This is a genomic window from Rhodoferax sp. RT4P68 (assembly GCF_056521305.1).
This window is the reverse complement of record NZ_JBWMBB010000002.1, coordinates 236385-253854: the sequence shown is the minus strand read 5'-3', so window position 1 is coordinate 253854 and position 17470 is coordinate 236385. Positions and strand designations below refer to the sequence as shown.

The window sequence follows — 17470 nt, the reverse complement described above, 5'->3', positions numbered from 1 at the left end:
CGTGGCACGACGCCCTGCTTCCGCTGCGCCCGCCACTCCCTGGGGCTGGGCCGTGGCCGGCGCCTGCCTCGGCCTGCTGCTGGCCATCGTGGCGTTCGCCCCGGCACGCTGGCTGGCCCTGGCAGTGGCGCGCGGCAGCGACCGGCAGGTGCTGCTGCAGTCGGCACGCGGCACGGTGTGGACGGGTTCGGCCCAGCTGGTGCTGACGGGCGGCACCGAGAGCCGCGATGCCGTCGCCCTGCCCGAGCGCGTCACCTGGCGCATCCGCCCCGCTGGCCTGGCCGCCCGCGTCTCGCTGCAGGCGCTGTGCTGCATGGAGCAGCCCTGGCAACTGACGCTGGCGCCCCGCTGGACGGGCGCGCTGGTGACGGTGGCCGGGGGCAGTTCGCGCTGGCCGGCTTCGGTCTTGACTGGCCTGGGCACGCCGTGGAACACCATGCAGCCCGAGGGCCTGTTGACACTGTCGACCCAGGGTCTGTCGGTGCAGTGGATCTCCAAGCGGCTGGTGCTCATCGGCCGCCTGCAGCTGGAGGCGACCGACGTGTCGTCGCGGCTGTCGACATTGCGGCCCATGGGGAGCTACCGTGTCACCCTGGTCGGCGGCGCGCAAGACGCACCGGCCACCTTGCAGCTGGAAACCATCACCGGCAGCCTCAATCTCTCGGGAAGCGGACAATGGGTCGGCTCCCGGTTGCGCTTCGAGGGCCAGGCCAGCGCCGCACCGGACCGGGTGGACGCCCTGTCCAATCTTTTGAACATCATTGGCCGCCGCGACGGCGCCCGGTCCATCATCAAAGTGGGCTAGACCTATGCACTCCATCCTGACCCGCCGAACCCCTTTCCTGCCCGTGCCGGGCGCCCTGGCCTGTGCCGCAGCGCTCTTGCTCGGCGCCCCCGCAGTGGGCCAGCCGGTGCCGCAGCAGGGCGCCGTGACTGCGCCCGGCGCCATACCGGGCATGCCGCCAGGCTTTCCCGCCGGCGTGCCGGGCGTCATCCCGTTGCCGGGGCAGAGCGCTCCACCAGCAGCCGGTGGCCCGGCCACGCTCAGCATCACGCCGACCGGCCCGCGCCGCGGCGACCCGGTGACGCTCAATTTCGCCAACGCCGACATCGAGGCCGTGGCCCGCACCATGGCCACCATCACCGGCCGCAATGTGGTTGTCGACCCGCGCGTGCGCGGCACCATCAATTTGTCGACCGACCGCCCGGTCCCGCCCTCGGTGGCCTACAGCCAATTCATCGCGGCGCTGCGGTTGCAGGGGTTCACGGTGGTCGATGCCGCAGGCCTGGACAAGGTGGTGCCCGAGGCCGATGCCAAGCTGCAGGGCAGCACGGTCAGCATCAGCGACGGCGATGGCGGCGGGCTGCCGAGCGGCAACCAGATCGTCACGCAGATCTTCCGGCTGAACCACGAGAGCGCCAACAACCTGGTGCCGGTGCTGCGCCCGCTGATCAGCCCCAACAACACCATCAACGCCAACCCCGGCACCAACGCACTGGTGATCACCGACTACGCAGACAACCTGCGCCGGCTGGCCAAGATCATTGCGGCCATGGACGTCTCGAACGCCACGGACCTGGAGGTGATCCCGCTGCGCCACGCCATTGCCAGCGACCTGGCGCCCCTGATCGCACGGCTGATCGAGCCGGGCAGCGGCGCCACCGGTGCGGTGCCGGGGGGCGCGCAGGCCGACAGCTCGTACCGCACCACGCTGCTGCCCGAGCCGCGCAGCAACGCGCTGGTGGTGCGCTCAGCCAATGCCGCGCGGCTGAACCTGGTGCGCTCGCTGGTGGCGCGGCTGGACCAGCCCAGCGCCATGGGCGCGGCCGGCGCCGGCGGCAACATCCACGTGGTCTACCTGAAGAACGCCGACGCCGTGAAGCTGGCGACCACCCTGCGCGCGGCCATGGGCGGCGGCAGCAGTGGCAGCAGTGGCGGCTCCACCGGGGGCGGGCTGTCCAGCGGCACGCTGCAGACTTCGCTGGGCTCGGGCAATTCCAGCAGCAGCTCCAGCGGCCTGGGCGGCAGCAGCAGCAGCGGGCTGGGCGGCAGCAGTGGCAGCGCCGGGATGAGCGGCGGCAGCAGCCTGTCCAGCGGCAACAACAACCAGCCCTCTACCGGCGGGCAGATCCAGGCTGACCCGTCGACCAATTCGCTCATCATCACCGCGCCCGAGCCGCAGTACCGGCAGCTGCGCGCGGTGATCGACAAGCTCGACGGCCGGCGTGCGCAGGTCTTGGTGGAAAGCCTGATCGTCGAGGTCAACGCGGAGAAGGCCGCCGAGTTCGGCATCCAGTGGCAGGCGCTGCTGGGCGGCGGCACCAGCATCGGCGCTCTCGGCACCAACTTCAGCGTCGGCGGGACGAACATCTTCGGCATTTCGTCCGGTCTCGTGACGGGCGGCGCGGCCACCGCTGGCCGGACCGCACTTCCAGCCACTGGTGCCAATCTGGGCTACGTCTACCAGCGCAATGGCCAGAGCATCCTGGGCTTCCTCGCGCGCTTCCTCGAGTCTCAGGGCGATGGCAACGTGCTGTCCACGCCCAATCTGCTGACGCTGGACAACGAGGAGGCCCGCATCATCATCGGCGAGAACGTGCCCTTCCCCACGGGCTCCTACACCAACGCCAATTCCGCTGCCACCGTGAATCCCTTCACGACCGTGGAGCGCCAGGACGTGGGTCTCACGCTGCGCGTGCGGCCGCAGATCAACGAGAACGGCTCGGTCAAGATGGTGATCTACCAGGAAAGCTCGGCCGTGAAACCCGGCACGGAGAGCGCCGCCAACGGACCCACCACGACCAAGCGCGCGATCGAATCGACGGTGATCGTGGACGACGGCGCCATCGTGGTGCTGGGCGGCCTGCTGCAGGATCAGTATTCGGGCAACCAGGAGAAGGTGCCCGGCGTGGGCGACGTGCCGTTTTTTGGCAACCTGTTCAGAAGTGAAGAACGCCTGCGCCGCAAGACCAACCTGATGGTGTTTCTGCGGCCGGTGGTGATGCGCGATGCGGCCTCGGTGGAGCAGTTCTCGATGGACCGCTACGACCTGATGCGCGTGGGCCAGCAGAACGCCCAGCCCGCGCCAAGCAAACTGGTCCCCGTGAACGAGGCCCCGGTGCTGCCGGTGTTGCCGGCGCAGCCGCTGCGCACGCCGGCCATGGTGCCCGCGCCGGCGCCGCTGATGCAGCCCTCCACCAACCTGCAAACGCAACAACCGGGCAGCGCACCACAGCCGGTGGGGCGCCCATAGTCCATGCGCCACCCGCTCCCCTACGCCTTCGCCCGCACCCAGCAGCTGCTGCTGGAGGACAACTTCGGCGAGCTGACGCTGTGGCTGCACCCGGCCTCGCCACCGTCGGCCGTGGCCGAGGTCATGCGCAAGCATGCGGTGGGGCATGTTGAGTCGCTGTCGCAGCCGGCGCTGGTGCAGCGCATCAGCGCCGCCTACGCGCAAGGCGAATCGAACGCCGCCGCCGTGGTCAGCGAAGTCGAGAGCGACGCCGACCTCTCGCGCATGATGCAGGAGCTGCCGGCCGTCGAGGACTTGCTGGAAACCTCGGACGATGCGCCCATCATCCGCATGCTGAACGCGCTGCTCACCCAGGCCGCGCGCGACGGCGCCAGCGACATCCACATCGAGCCCTACGAGCGCCACTCCAGCGTGCGCTTCCGTGTCGACGGCACGCTGCGCGAGGTGGTGCAACCCAACCGCGCGCTGCACGCGGCGCTGATCTCGCGCCTGAAGATCATGGCCGAGCTGGACATCTCCGAGAAGCGCCTGCCGCAGGACGGCCGCATCAGCCTGCGCATCGGCACGCGCGCGGTCGACGTGCGCGTCTCCACCCTGCCCAGCGCGCATGGCGAGCGAGCCGTGCTGCGTTTGCTGGACAAATCCGGCGAGCGCATCAGCCTCAAATCCGTCGGCATGCAGGGCGATGCGCTGCGCCAGCTGCAGCATCTGATCGCCCAGCCGCACGGCATCATTCTGGTGACCGGCCCGACCGGCTCGGGCAAGACCACCACGCTGTACGCCGCGCTGTCCGAGCTGGACGCCAGCCGCGGCAACATCATGACGGTGGAAGACCCGATCGAGTACGAGCTGCCCGGCATCGGCCAGACGCAGGTCAACGCCAAGATCGACCTGACGTTCGCCAAGGCCCTGCGGGCCATCCTGCGGCAGGACCCGGACGTGATCATGATCGGTGAGATCCGCGATTTCGAGACCGCGCAGATCGCCATCCAGGCTTCGCTGACCGGCCATCTGGTGCTGGCCACGCTGCACACCAACGACGCCGCCAGCGCCGTGACGCGGCTGACCGACATGGGCGTGGAGCCCTTCCTGCTGAGCTCGTCGCTGCTCGGCGTGCTGGCCCAGCGGCTGGTGCGCAAGCTGTGCACGACCTGCCGTGGCACCGGCTGCGAGACCTGTGGCCAGACCGGCTACCAGGGCCGCACCGGCGTGTTCGAGCTGCTGGTGGCCGACGACATGATCCGCGCCCAGGTGCACAACCGCGCGTCCGAAGCCGACATCCGCACTGCAGGGCAGCGCAACGGCATGTCGCTGATGCGCGAGGACGGCGAGCGGCTGGTGGCCGCGGGCATCACCTCGCGCGAAGAGCTGCTGCGGGTGACCCGCGAGTGATATGAACCCCCCACGCTCATCGCTTCGCGTATCGCTGCCCCCGAGGGGGCGCGCAGTGGCTTCGGGCGGCCGGGCGCTCACTGCATGAACCCCCCACGCTCATCGCTTCGCGTATCGCTGCCCCCCGAGGGGGCGCGTCAGCGCCTGCTGGCGGCCGGGCGGCGCTGACCCCTCCGCCATGCCCGCCTATTCCTTCGAAGCCGTCGATGCCGAAGGCGCGTCCCGCAAGGGCGTGCTGGAGGCTGACACCGCGCGCGCCGCCCGCAGCATGCTGCGGGCGCAGTCACTCGTGCCGCTCAGCGTCGAAGCCGTGGGGGCCGGCAATGTGGCGGCCGATGGGCCGGGCCGGCCACGCTCGCGTGCGCTGTTCACCGGCCGTGTGTTCGGCAGCACCGGGCTGTCGGTGTGGACGCGGCAACTGGCCGGACTCGTCTCTGCCGGCCTGCCGCTGGAACGCGCGCTGACGGCGCTGACCGACGAAGCCCAGGACGAACGCCAGCGCGATCTGCTGGCCGGGCTGCGCTCCGAGGTGAATGCCGGCTCGCCTTTCGCCAAGGCGCTGTCGCAGCATCCACGTGAGTTCAGCCCCATCTACACCGCCGTCATCGGCGCCGGTGAGCAGAGCGGCCACCTGGGCCTCGTGCTGGAGCGCCTGGCCGACGACCTGGAGGCCCAGCAGGAACTGAAATCGCGCCTGATCGGCGCCGCGCTGTACCCGGCGATCGTCACGCTGGTGGCCATCGTCATCGTGATGTTCCTGGTTGGCTATGTGGTCCCCCAAGTGGCTAACGTGTTCGCCGGCACCAAGCGCGCCCTGCCCTTTTTGACGGTGGCCATGCTGGCCATCAGCGACCTGGTGCGCAACCACGGCCTGTGGGTGCTGCTGGCGCTGGTGCTCGGCGGCTTGGGGCTGCGGCTGGCGCTGCGCAACGAAGGCGTGCGCGAGCGCTTCGACGCCATGGTGCTGCGGCTGCCGCTGATCGGCCGGCTGGCGGCCGGCTACAACGCCGCGCGCTTCACCAGCACGCTGGCCATGCTGGCGGCCGCCGGCGTGCCCATCCTGCGCGCGCTGCAGGCGGCAGCCGAGACGCTGAACAACCGCTCCATGCGCGCCGATGCCATGGACGCGCTGGTGCTGGTGCGCGAGGGCGCCCCGCTGGCCTCCGCGCTGGCGCAGAAGAAGCGCTTTCCCGGTCTGGTCGCCATGTTCGCGCGGCTGGGCGAGCAGACCGGCCAGTTGCCGGTGATGCTGCAGCGCGCCGCCAAGCAGATCGGCGCCGAGGTGCAACGCCGCGCCATGGCGCTGGCCACCATCCTGGAGCCGCTGCTGATCGTGGCCATGGGCCTGGTCGTCATGCTGATCGTGCTGGCCGTGCTGCTGCCCATCATCCAGCTCAACCAATTCGCGAGGTGACCCCATGGCGATGACGCTCGACGACAAGCTGGTGGTGGCGATCTCCTCGCGCGCGCTGTTCAACCTGGAAGAAGAAAACCGGTTGTTCGATGCCGGCGACGCCAAGGCCTACATGCAGTTGCAGCTGGACCGGCTGGACGTGCCGGCCGCCCCGGGCGTGGCCTTTCCGCTGGTGCGCAAGCTGCTGGCGTTCAACGATGGCGGCGTGCAGCAGGTCGAGGTCGTCATGCTCTCGCGCAACGACCCGGTCAGCGGCATGCGCATCTTCCGCTCGGTGCGCGAGGCCGGCATCAAGCTCGAACGCGGCGTGTTCACACAGGGTCGCGATCCGTTCGGCTACCTGCGGCCGCTGCGCGCCCACCTGTTCCTGTCGGCCAACGAAGCCGACGTGCGCGAGGCGCTGGCCCAGGGCTTTCCGGCCGCGCGCGTGCTGACGGAATCGGCCCAAGCCGGCGCCAACCATCCCGATGAAGTGCGCATCGCCTTCGACGGCGACGCGGTGCTGTTCTCCGACGAGGCCGAGCGCGTGTTCCAGGCGCAGGGGCTGGACGCATTCCAGCTGCACGAGACCGACAAGGCCGCCCTGCCTCTACCCGACGGGCCGTTCAAGCCGCTGCTGGCCGCGCTGCATCGGTTGCAGCAGGCGGCCACGCCGCGCATGCGCATCCGCACCGCGCTGGTCACGGCGCGCAGCGCGCCGGCGCACGAGCGCGCGATCCGCACGCTGATGAACTGGAACATCGCGGTCGATGAAGCCATGTTTCTTGGCGGTCTGGCCAAGGGCGAGTTCCTACGCGAATTCGAGCCCGATTTTTTCTTCGACGACCAGACCACCCACGTGCGCTCGGCCGCGCGGCATGTGCCTTCAGGGCACGTGCACCACGGCGTGGCCAACCGGCCACCCACTTAAGCGCCGGCTAAGCCCCGCGGCGCCGCAGCCGCTAGCATGGGCCGGACCTGACCACCGTTCGCGCCCACGATGACACTCCAAGAACGATTCCGCGACACGCGCCTGCAGGCGCGCAAGATCTGGGCGCTGTCGCTGCCCTACTTCCAGTCCGAGGAGAAATGGCGGGCACGCGGCCTGCTGGCGGGCATCGTGGCGCTGAACCTGGGCGGCGTTTACTTGCTGGTGCTGTTTAACGAGTGGTACCGCGTGTTCTACGACGCCCTGGAAAAGCGTGACCAGGCCGTGTTCTGGCAGCAGCTGGGCCAATTCACGCTGATCGCCTTCGCGCTGATCATCCTGGCCGTGTACCGCTTCTACCTGACGCAGTTGCTGGAGATGCGCTGGCGCGCCTGGATGACGGACCACTACCTGAAGCGGTGGACATCCAACCACGCCTTCTACCAGCTGGAGCTTGCGCGCTATGGCGCAGTGCCGGGGCAGACCGCCCAGGCCACACCCGACAACCCGGACCAACGCATCCAGGAAGACCTGAACCTGTTCACCAGCTACACCATCACCCTGTCCATGGGGCTGCTGAGCTCGGTCGTCACGCTGGTCAGCTTCGTCGGCATCCTGTGGGGGCTGTCTGGGGCGTTCGCGTTCGACGTCTTCGGCACGCGGGTCGAGATTCCCGGCTTCATGGTCTGGATGGCGGTGCTGTACTGCCTCGCCGGCAGCGTGATCACGCACTATGTGGGCCGCCCGCAGATCGGCTTGAACTTTCAGCAACAGCGCTACGAGGCCGACTTTCGCCACCACATGGTGCGGGTGCGTGAATACAGCGAAGCGATCGCGCTGGACCGTGGCGAGCAGGTGGAGCGCCAGCAGCTGGACCTGCGCTTCTCGCGCGTGCTCACCAACTACCTTGCACTGCTGAAGGCGCAAAAGCGGCTGATCTGGTTCAGCAGCTTCTTCGGCCAGGCGGCGGTGATTTTCCCGTTCCTGGTGGCGGCGCCCCGGTTCTTCAGCGGCGCAATCCAGCTGGGCGAGCTGATGCAGATTTCCTCTGCATTCGGCCGCGTGCAGGATTCGCTGGCCTGGTTCGTGGACAACTACCAGCAGTTGGCCGTCTGGCGTGCAACGACCGACCGCTTGACCGGTTTCGAGGCCAGCCTGGTCGCGCATGCGCAGCAGACGGCAGCGCAGCAGCGCCAACATGTGCGCCGGGACGGTGACCTGGCCGCCGACGACCTGACGCTGGGCCTGCCGAACGGCACAACCTTGTTGTCCGGGCTGACGCTGCGCGCTGGCGCCGGCGACCGCATTCTGGTCAAGGGCCCCTCGGGCAGCGGCAAGTCGACCCTGTTCCGCGCCTTTGCCGGCATCTGGCCCTACGCGCAGGGCCAGGTGGTACAGCCGACCGATGCGATGTTCATTCCCCAGCGCCCCTACTTTCCCGATGGCGCGCTGCGTGACGCCCTGGCCTACCCGCACCCGGCCATCGGCTACAGCGACGACGCGCTGCGTGCAGCCTTGCGCGATGCGCTATTGCCGCACCTGCAAGACCGGCTGGACGACCACGACGCCTGGAGCCAGAAGCTCTCTGGTGGCGAGCAGCAGCGCCTGTCGATTGCGCGGGTGCTGCTCAAGCAACCCCGATGGATCTTTGCCGACGAAGCCACGAGCGCGCTGGACGAAGCCGCCGAGCAGACGCTCTACGCCCGGCTGGTTGCCCAGGTGGAGCGCACGCAGGGCGCGATGCTGTCGATCGCCCACCGGCCGGCCGTGGCCGGTTTTCATCAGCAGGTCTGGGAACTGGTGCCGCAGGCTGACGTCGGATTGGCCTCGGGCCCGGGCGCGCGTTTCCAGCTGCAGGCGCGGGCGTTGGACTGATCGTTCAGAGGGGTGTCGGCCCAGCGATGCCGGGCCGGACTTCAAAGACCGGTGGTCTTCTTGGCCGTTGGGTCCGAGTAGGTCAGCGGGCCGTCGGCTTCCTTGTTCGGATTGAGCGCCAGGTTGCCGTTCTGCGCCACGTCGATGGCATTGCCGCCGGCGCGCCACAGCGATTGCAGAAACTCGAGCAGCTTCTTGGAGATCGGCTCCTTGGGCGGCTCGGGCGGCTTTTCTTCCTCGACCTTGGGCTTTTCGGTCCAGTCTTTCGGCGATTCCTTGGTGGCCGTCGCCTCGTCCGGACCTGGAGTCTGGCCGGTCGACAGGAACTTGGCCAGAGCCTCCGGTGTTTCGGCCTTCTTCGCGGCCTCGGACTGCGCCGTGGGCGATGCCGCCGCCCCCAGAGCTTGCAAACCCGTGGCCTGCGGATCTACACCCAAGCTCGCACCGGCCGGGCGCGGCCCGCCTGCGGCCGCGAGCACGCTGGCCCCGGCGACCACGCGTGCATCCTCCTCAGCGCGCATGCGCCCACTGCGGATCAGCGCATCGGCTTGCGCCGAGAGTTCCACCCGTACCGACGGCTCGGGCTGCTGCGCAGCGGTCTCTTGCAGCACCCTGGTCTCCGTACGGGTGGCGCGGGGCGCCGTGCCGACAGGTGCGCCGCCAGCGGTCGACTGCAGATCAGCGCCGAAACTCGGGCCGTTCGCAGTTCGATCAACAGGGGGCAATTGCATGGCGTCCACCAAGGGAAGAAGGGTGGCCCGGACGGTTTTTCCAGGCCTCGCTTCTGGTTAACGGCAGAACTGGAGGGAAATGAAGCCCCATTTCAGAAAATAGCGCGAAAAAGTTTGCAGCCGCCCGCGTTTAGAGGAAGCGGTCGAGCAATTTGCGCGAAACCCGGTCCAGCGCGTTGCGGTCGCGCACTAAGAAATGCACGCCCTGGCCACTGGCGATCAGCAGGGTAGAGCGGCTCAGTCGCCGGATGTCCTCTTCACTTTTCAGGATGAACTGGGTGGCCCCGCGGTTGGTTTCGACCGACCAGATGCTGGGCGTAGAGAAGGTCGACACGGCCGACAGGCGCAGGATCTCCGGCACGAACTCGCGCACGGCCAGTTCCTCGTCGACCAGCGCCCGCGCCGGGGCTGGCAATGCATCCAGCCGTGGCACCCAGGCCAGTTCCCGACCCTCGGCGCTGAGGATGGACAGTCCTTCGTCCGGCGCGCCCAGCGGGAAGGCGCGCACCGGCACCACGGCGCTGTGCACAGTGCCCTGCGGCAGAACCAGGACCAGCTGCCCCAGCGCGTTGCGACGCAACTCGAAGTTTTCGGTCATTACGTGCCTCCCGCAGGATGGGCCGGGTGGGTGGGCGGCGGCACCGCGCTCTCGGCCTCCTCGTCGCCGTCAGCGTCGACCCGGCGCACCTGCGCCTCGTACAGGCGCCAGTAGGCACCCTGGCGCGCCATCAGCTCGTCGTGGGGCCCGACCTCCACCACGCTCCCGCGGTCCATCACCACCAGCCGATCGGCCTTGCGCAGTGTGGACAAACGGTGCGCGATGGCGATCGTCGTGCGGCCCTGAACCAGGTTGTCCAGCGCCTTCTGGATTTCCTTCTCGGTCTCGGTGTCCACGGCGGACGTCGCCTCGTCCAGGATCAGGATCCGGGGGTCGATCAGCAGCGCACGGGCAATCGAGATGCGCTGGCGTTCACCGCCCGACAGGCTCTGGCCGCGCTCGCCGACCAGCGAGTCGTAGCCCTGGGCCAGGCGCAGGATGAACTCGTGTGCATGGGCAGCACGGGCCGCAGCCACGATGTCGGCTCGGCTGGCCTCGGGCCGCCCGTAGGCGATGTTCTCGGCGATGGTGCCGAAGAACAAAAAGGGTTCCTGCAGCACCAGGCCGATGTGGCGCCGGTAGTCGGCCACGCGGTAGCGGCGGATGTCGGCGCCGTCCAGCCGGATGGAGCCATCGGTCACGTCGTAGAACCGGCAGATCAGGTTGACCAACGTGCTCTTGCCCGACCCACTGTGGCCGACCAGGCCGATCATCTCGCCGGGTTGGATGGTCAGGTCCAGGTTGCGGATGACCGCGCGGTTGCCGTAGCGAAAGCCGATGCCGGCCATCTCCAGCCGGCCCTGCAGGCCGCCCTGCAGCGGCGCCGGCAGCGGGTCGACCGGCTCGGGCACGGTGGACCGGTGGTCCAGGATGTCGAAGATGCGCTTGGCGCCAGCCGCCGCTTTTTGGGTCACCGAGACGATGCGGCTCATGGAGTCGAGCCGCGTGTAGAAGCGGCCGATGTAGGCCAGGAACGCGGTCAGCACGCCGACCGTGACCTCTTGGCGCGACACCAGCCAGATGCCGAACGCCCAGACCACGAGCAAGCCGATCTCGGTCAGCAGCGACACCGTGGGCGTGAACAACGACCAGGTCTTGTTCAGCCGGTCGTTGACTTCCAGGTTGCGTTGGTTGGCCTCCCGAAAGCGGTCGCCCTCGCGCCGCTCCTGGGCGAAAGCCTTGACCACCCGGATGCCGGGAATGGTGTCGGCCAGCACGCTGGTGACCTCGGACCAGACGCGGTCGATCTTCTCGAAACCCGTGCGCAGCCGGTCGCGCACGAAGTGGATCATCCAGCCGATGAAGGGCAGCGGCACCAGCGTGACCAGTGCCAGCCCAGGGTGGATGGAGAACAGCACGGCCGCCGTCATGACGATCATCAGCACGTCGGTCGCGAAATCGAGCGCATGCAGCGACAGGAAGACGCAGATGCGGTCGGTCTCCGATCCGATGCGCGTCATCAGGTCGCCGGTGCGCTTGCCGCCGTAATAGTCCAGCGACAGTCCCAGCAGATGGTCGAAGGTGGCGGTGCGCAGGTCAGCGCCGATGCGTTCGGACACCAACGCCAGCAAATAGGTGCGCCACCAGTTCAGCCCCCAGCCCAGCACGGCCGCCGCCAACAGGCCAGACAGGTAACCAAGCACAACAGACGTCTCGATCTGCTGCCCGTTCTGGAACGGGATCAACACATCGTCCATGAGCGGAATCGTCAGGTATGGCGGCACCAACGTGGCGGCCGTGGCGGCCAGCGTCAGCACAAAGCCCAGCAACAACTGCATACGATATGGATTGGCGAACCTCCACAGCCTGAGCAGCACCCACGTTGATGGAGGCGTATGAAGCTCACGAAGGCAAACGCTGCAGGTTTCGCTGTTCTCCGGCAACGGGGACTGGCAGGTCGGACACAGGCTTGCGTCCAGCGTCGGGTCGGCCGGCTGGCCGCGCTGCTCGAACAGGCGCAACAGCCGCACGGCCTGCGGATCGACAGCCAGCGTGTAGCGCCACAGGGCCAGGCGCTCGCGCCCGTCGTGCAGTTCCAGCGTGCCGACGCCGGCATGGTCGAAATGGCGGAGCGTCAGGGCCGGCACCAGTGCCCAGCTGCGCACCAGCGGCTCGGCGCCGGGGGCCGCCGGCATGATGTCGATCAGCCGCCGGTCGGTCAGTACCAGCAGGCTGCTGGCGAAGTTCATCTCGTTGTCGAGGTCAACCGCCACCGTCGCTGTTACGTTTTCACCGCCTGCCATCTGCGCTGAAAGTGCGCGATGCAAGGCCGAAGAACTGTCGCTGGAGAACACGACTCGATGTGGATGATGCATGTTGAACCTGAGAGGCGGGGCATTCTCGCCCACGTCCAAGGCCCATCGAACCGCCAGGCGGCGCCTGGGGCCGGCAGCCATCCTCAACGTCGCCCCAATCAAACATGACGACAACCATCCAGGCCGACAAGGCCGACATCCAGCTGCTGCGCATCAACTACCTGCGCGGCCCCAACATCTGGACCTACCGACCCGCGCTGGAAGTCTGGCTCGACCTGGGTGAACTGGAAGACTTTCCGTCGCACCGCTTGCCGGGTTTCACGGAGCGCCTGGTCGGCATGCTGCCGGCCCTGGTGGAGCACCACTGCGGCGTCGGCGAGCGCGGCGGCTTCCTGCAGCGCCTGGTCGAAGGTACCTGGGCCGGCCATGTGCTGGAACACGTGGTCATCGAGCTGCTGAACCTTGCGGGCATGCCCACTGGCTTCGGCCAGACCCGCAGCACCTCGCAACACGGGGTCTACCGCATGGTGTTCCGGGCCCGTGACGAGCAGGTGGCGCGCACGGCCCTGGCCTGCGCCCACCGGCTGCTGATGGCGGCGATCAACGACCAGCCGTTTGCCGTGCCGGTGGCCGTGGCCCAGGTGCGGGCCAAGGTCGACGACTGCTACCTGGGCCCCAGCACCGCCTGCATCGTGGCGGCTGCGGCCGATCGCGGCATCCCGCACATCCGTCTGAACGACGGCAACCTGGTGCAGCTGGGCTACGGCGCGCGCCAGCGCCGCATCTGGACGGCCGAGACCGACCGCACCAGCGCCATCGCCGAGGGCATCGCCCACGACAAGGACTTGACCAAGAGCCTGCTGGCCTCCTGCGGCGTGCCGGTGCCCGAGGGCCAGGTGGTGGACAGCCCGCAGGCAGCCTGGGAAGCGGCGCAGGACATCGGCCTGCCGGTGGCGGTGAAGCCGTCGGACGCCAACCACGGCCGCGGCGTCAGCCTGGACCTGTCCGAGCAGGCGGACATCGAAAAAGCCTACGGCGTCGCCGACGCCGAAGGCAGCGAAGTCATGGTGGAGCGCTACATCCGCGGCGACGAGCACCGGCTGCTGATCGTCGGCGGCAAGCTGGTGGCGGCCGCGCGCGGCGCGAGCCTGTCGGTCCAGGGCGATGGCACGGCCACCGTGGCCGAGCTGATCGAGCGCCAGCTCAACAGCGACCCGCGCCGTGGCGACGCCGAGGAGTTCCCGCTGGAAACCATCCGCGTCGAGCAGGACAAGGTCATGCAGCTGGTGCTGGAGCGCCAGGGCCTGTCGGCCAGCGCCGTGCCAGCCGCCGGCCGCCGCGTGCTGGTGCAGCGCAGCGGCAACGTGGCAATCGACTGCACGGACGACGTGCACCCCGAGGTTGCGCACGCGGCCTCGCTGGCGGCCCGCGTGGTCGGGCTGGACATCGCCGGCGTCGACCTGGTGGCCGAAGACATCGCCAAGCCGCTGCAGGCGCAGGGCGGCGCCATCGTCGAGGTCAACGCCGGGCCGGGCCTGCTGATGCACCTGAAACCGGCCGAAGGCGCTCCCCGCCCCGTGGGCCAGGCCATCGTCGACCACCTGTTCGCCGATGGTGAGGTCGGCCGCATTCCGCTGGTGGGGGTGGCCGGCACCCACGGCACGAACACCGTGGCCCGGCTGGTCGCCTGGCTGCTGCACCTGAGCGGCCGGCGCGTGGGCCTGGCCTGCCGCGACGGCCTGTTTCTGGACAGCCGCCGCGTCGAGGCCGGCGACTGCGCTGGCTGGGAGCCGGGCCACCGGCTGCTCATCAACCGCGCCATGCAAGCCGCCGTGATCGAGAACGGCCCCGCCTCCATCCTGGCCGACGGCCTGGCCTACGACCGCTGCCTGGTCGGGATCGTCACCGATCTGGGCGGCGCAGACACGCTGGCTGCGTTCGACATCCGTGACAGCGACCAGCTGGCACGCGTGCTGCGCACCCAGGTCGACGTCGTGCTGCCAGAGGGCATGGCGGTGCTGAACGCGGCGGACGCGCGCGTGGCCGCGCTGGCCTCGCTGTGCGATGGTCAGGTCATCCTGTATGGCAAGGAGGCCAGCCTGCCGGCCATCGAGGCGCACCGCGCCGCCGGTGGCCGCGCCGTGGTGCTGCAGCAGGGCCAGCTGGCACTGCTGCGGGGCGGCACCGTGACCCCGGTCTCGGGCATCTCGCAGCTGACGGCGCGCCGCGGCAAGCACCAGCGCGACGACAAGCTGCAGTGCAGCGTCCTGGCGGCCGTCGCCGCAGCCTGGGCGCTGCAGATCTCGCCCGACCTGATTTCCGCCGGCCTGAAGACCTTCGAACTCGACCCCGAATCGACCAACCGCAGCGCCAAATCGCTGGCGGCACGCTGATGGACACGCCTCACCAATTCGTGCAAGCACAGGACAACACCATGCATATCTCCCGCGTGCGCGCATTGCGCGGCCCCAATCTGTGGAGCCGGCACACCGCATTGGAAGCCATCGTGTCCTGCGCGCCGCCGGAACGCTCCATCGTCGACCTGCCCGGCTTCGAGATCGCCGTGCGCGTGCGCTTCCCGGCCATCGGCACGCTGCGCTCTGGCCCCAATACGGGCCCCGTCGCACTGGCCCACGTCCTGGAGACAGCGGCCCTGGCCCTGCAGGGCCAGGCCGGCTGCCCGGTCACCTTCAGCCGCACCGCCGCCACGCTGGAGCCCGGCGTCTACCAGGTGGTGGTTGGCTACAGCGAGGAAGCCGTCGGCCGCCGCGCACTGGTGCTGGCCGAGTCGCTGATCCAGACCACGCTGCAGGGCTTGCCGTTCGACGTGGAGGCCGCCATCGCCGAGCTGCGCGAGCTCGATGAAAGCGAACGCCTGGGGCCCAGCACGGGCTGCATCGTCGACGCCGCCGTGGCGCGTGGCATTCCGTATCGTCGCCTGACGCGCGGCAGCCTGGTGCAATTCGGCTGGGGCGCCGGACAGCGCCGCATCCAGGCCGCCGAGCTGGACGCGACCAGCGCCGTGTCCGAATCGATCGCGCAAGACAAGGACTTGACCAAGAAGCTGCTGCACGCAGCCGGCGTGCCGGTGCCGCTGGGCCAACCCGTGGCCAGCGCCGACGAGGCCTGGGCCGTGGCCGAGAGGATCGGCCTGCCCGTGGTCGTCAAGCCGCAGGACGGCAACCAGGGCAAGGGCGTGACGGTGAACATCGTCGACCGCGCCCACCTGACCGGGGCCTTCGCGGTGGCCCGCGAATACGGCGACGTACTGGTCGAAAAGTACCTGCCGGGCAGCGATTTCCGGCTGCTGGTGGTGGGCGACCGCTTGATCGCCGCCTCGCGCCGCGACCCGCCGCAGGTGACGGGCGACGGGGTGCACACCGTGCGCCAGCTGGTGGACATCGTCAACGCCGACCCGCGGCGCGGCGATGGCCACGCCACGGCGCTGACGAAGATCCGCTTCGACGACATCGCCATCGCGCGCCTGAAGGTGCAGGGGCTGGAGCCGGATTCCGTGCCCGCCAACGGCCAGCGCGCCATCCTGCGCAACAACGCGAACCTGTCCACCGGCGGCACCGCCACCGACGTGACGGACGACGTGCACCCGGCGATTGCCGCGCACGCCATCGCGGCCGCGCAGATGGTGGGCCTGGACATCTGCGGCGTCGACCTGGTCTGCGAAACCGTGCTCAAGCCGCTGGAGCAGCAGCACGGCGGCATCGTCGAAGTGAACGCCGCGCCAGGCCTGCGCATGCACCTGTCGCCCTCGTTCGGCAAGCCACGCAACGTGGGCCAGGCCATCGTCGACACGCTGTACGGCCCGGGCGAGGACGGCCGCATCCCCGTGGTGGCCGTCACCGGCACCAACGGCAAGACCACCACCACGCGGCTGATCGCGCACCTGATGACCAGCGCCGGCCTGCGTGTGGGCATGACCAACACCGACGGCGTGTATGTGGAAGGCCGCCAGATCGACAGCGGCGACTGCAGCGGCCCCAAAAGCGCGCGCAATGTGCTGATGCACCCGGACGTGGACGCCGCCGTGTTCGAGACCGCCCGCGGCGGCATGCTGCGCGAAGGCCTGGGGTACGACCTGTGCCAGGTCGCGGTGGTGACCAACATCGGCGCTGGCGACCACCTGGGTCTGAACTACATCACCACGGTCGAAGACCTGGCCGTGCTCAAGCGCGTGATCGTGCAGAACGTGGCCACCAAGGGCTTCGCCGTGCTCAACGCGGCCGATGCCAACGTGGCCGCGATGGCCGCCACCTGCCCCGGGCAGGTGATCTTCTTTGCCGCCGACCGCCACCACCCGGTCATGGCCACGCACCGCGCCCAGGGCCGACGCACGGTGCACGTCGACGGCGAGCACATCGTCGCGGCCGTGGGCTCCTGGCGCGAGCAGATCGCGCTGCGCGACATTCCGATCACGCGCGGCGGCACCATCGGCTTTCAGGTCGAGAACGCCATGGCCTCGGTGGCGGCGGCCTGGGCGGCCGGCCTGTCCTGGGACGCGGTGCGCCGCGGCCTGGCCAGTTTTGCCAACGACGCCGACAACGCGCCCGGCCGCTTCAACGTGATGGACTACCGGGGCGCCACGGTGATTGCCGACTACGGCCACAACCCGGATGCCATGCGCGCCCTGGTGGCGGCGGTGGACGCCATGCCAGCGCGCCGGCGCATGGCGGTCATCAGCGGCGCGGGCGACCGGCGCGACGAGGACATCCGCGAGCAGACCGCCATCCTGGGTGACGCATTCGACCAGATCATCCTGTACCAAGATGCCTGCCAGCGTGGCCGCGCCGACGGCGAGGTCGTGGCGCTGCTGCGCCAGGGCCTCAAGAGCGCCCGCCGCGCCCACGACGTGCAGGAGATCCAGGGCGAGTTCAACGCCATCGACACGGCGCTGGCGCAGCTGCAGCCGGGCGACCTGTGCCTGGTGCTGGTCGACCAGGTCGAGGAAGCCCTGGCCCATCTGGCGCGCTGCGTACAGGAGTCCCGCGCCGTCGCCGCCTGAGGCGCTTGCCACCGGTTGGCATGCGGC

11 protein-coding genes are annotated in these 17470 nt (G+C 69.2%); 8 read left to right on the top strand and 3 right to left on the bottom strand.

All coding sequences use genetic code 11. From position 1 onward, the window contains the following. Position 1 precedes the first annotated feature (1 nt). From gspN to AC099J_RS04595, 6 genes are all read left to right on the top strand, one after another. Positions 2-805, top strand: coding sequence for a type II secretion system protein N (gene gspN / locus AC099J_RS04620; protein WP_479614043.1), 804 nt, complete (start codon positions 2-4; stop codon positions 803-805). 4 nt (positions 806-809) lie between these two features. Then, positions 810-3254, top strand: coding sequence for a type II secretion system secretin GspD (gspD, locus tag AC099J_RS04615; RefSeq protein ID WP_479614042.1), 2445 nt, complete (start codon positions 810-812; stop codon positions 3252-3254). A gap of 3 nt (positions 3255-3257) precedes the next feature. Beyond that, positions 3258-4646, top strand: coding sequence for a GspE/PulE family protein (locus AC099J_RS04610; protein ID WP_479614041.1), 1389 nt, complete (start codon positions 3258-3260; stop codon positions 4644-4646). A gap of 178 nt (positions 4647-4824) precedes the next feature. Continuing rightward, positions 4825-6060, top strand: coding sequence for a type II secretion system inner membrane protein GspF (gene gspF / locus AC099J_RS04605; protein WP_479614040.1), 1236 nt, complete (start codon positions 4825-4827; stop codon positions 6058-6060). 4 nt (positions 6061-6064) lie between these two features. Continuing rightward, positions 6065-6970, top strand: a complete 906-nt coding sequence (locus tag AC099J_RS04600; protein ID WP_479614039.1) for a 5'-nucleotidase — start codon at positions 6065-6067, stop codon at positions 6968-6970. A 69-nt stretch (positions 6971-7039) separates the two neighbouring features. Continuing rightward, complete coding sequence (locus AC099J_RS04595; RefSeq protein ID WP_479614038.1) at positions 7040-8842, top strand: ABC transporter ATP-binding protein/permease; 1803 nt, start codon at positions 7040-7042, stop codon at positions 8840-8842. A 41-nt stretch (positions 8843-8883) separates the two neighbouring features. Here the strand turns inward: AC099J_RS04595 and AC099J_RS04590 are convergent, their stop codons facing one another. The 3 genes from AC099J_RS04590 to AC099J_RS04580 form a co-directional block, all read right to left on the bottom strand. Next, entirely contained in the window at positions 8884-9453 is a 570-nt protein-coding gene (locus AC099J_RS04590) for a hypothetical protein (RefSeq protein WP_479614037.1), read from the bottom strand. A 250-nt stretch (positions 9454-9703) separates the two neighbouring features. Then, on the bottom strand, positions 9704-10171 hold the full coding sequence (locus AC099J_RS04585) for a cyanophycin metabolism-associated DUF1854 family protein (RefSeq protein WP_479614036.1): 468 nt from the start codon (positions 10169-10171) through the stop codon (positions 9704-9706). Next, positions 10171-12486, bottom strand: a complete 2316-nt coding sequence (locus tag AC099J_RS04580) for a cyanophycin metabolism-associated ABC transporter (protein ID WP_479614035.1) — start codon at positions 12484-12486, stop codon at positions 10171-10173. Before AC099J_RS04580 ends, AC099J_RS04585 begins: the two co-directional genes overlap by 1 nt. A gap of 104 nt (positions 12487-12590) precedes the next feature. Here AC099J_RS04580 and AC099J_RS04575 point away from each other — a divergent pair, with 104 nt between their 5' ends. Together AC099J_RS04575 and cphA are read left to right on the top strand one after the other, a co-directional pair. Beyond that, entirely contained in the window at positions 12591-14819 is a 2229-nt protein-coding gene (locus tag AC099J_RS04575) for a cyanophycin synthetase (protein ID WP_479614034.1), read from the top strand. A gap of 41 nt (positions 14820-14860) precedes the next feature. After that, positions 14861-17443: a cyanophycin synthetase gene (gene cphA / locus AC099J_RS04570; protein ID WP_479614033.1), complete on the top strand. Its 2583-nt coding sequence runs from the start codon at positions 14861-14863 to the stop codon at positions 17441-17443. The last annotated feature ends 27 nt before the right edge of the window (positions 17444-17470 follow it).

What these genes read in the sequence shown, in the direction of transcription:
- AC099J_RS04585 (WP_479614036.1), bottom strand. Translation starts at nt 10,171, where the DNA reads ATGACCGAAAACTTCGAGTTGCGTCGCAACGCGCTGGGGCAGCTGGTC.
- AC099J_RS04580 (WP_479614035.1), bottom strand. Translation starts at nt 12,486, where the DNA reads ATGCATCATCCACATCGAGTCGTGTTCTCCAGCGACAGTTCTTCGGCC.
- AC099J_RS04595 (WP_479614038.1), top strand. Translation starts at nt 7,040, where the DNA reads ATGACACTCCAAGAACGATTCCGCGACACGCGCCTGCAGGCGCGCAAG.
- AC099J_RS04575 (WP_479614034.1), top strand. Translation starts at nt 12,591, where the DNA reads ATGACGACAACCATCCAGGCCGACAAGGCCGACATCCAGCTGCTGCGC.
- cphA (WP_479614033.1), top strand. Translation starts at nt 14,861, where the DNA reads ATGCATATCTCCCGCGTGCGCGCATTGCGCGGCCCCAATCTGTGGAGC.
- gspD (WP_479614042.1), top strand. Translation starts at nt 810, where the DNA reads ATGCACTCCATCCTGACCCGCCGAACCCCTTTCCTGCCCGTGCCGGGC.
- gspF (WP_479614040.1), top strand. Translation starts at nt 4,825, where the DNA reads ATGCCCGCCTATTCCTTCGAAGCCGTCGATGCCGAAGGCGCGTCCCGC.
- AC099J_RS04600 (WP_479614039.1), top strand. Translation starts at nt 6,065, where the DNA reads ATGGCGATGACGCTCGACGACAAGCTGGTGGTGGCGATCTCCTCGCGC.
- AC099J_RS04610 (WP_479614041.1), top strand. Translation starts at nt 3,258, where the DNA reads ATGCGCCACCCGCTCCCCTACGCCTTCGCCCGCACCCAGCAGCTGCTG.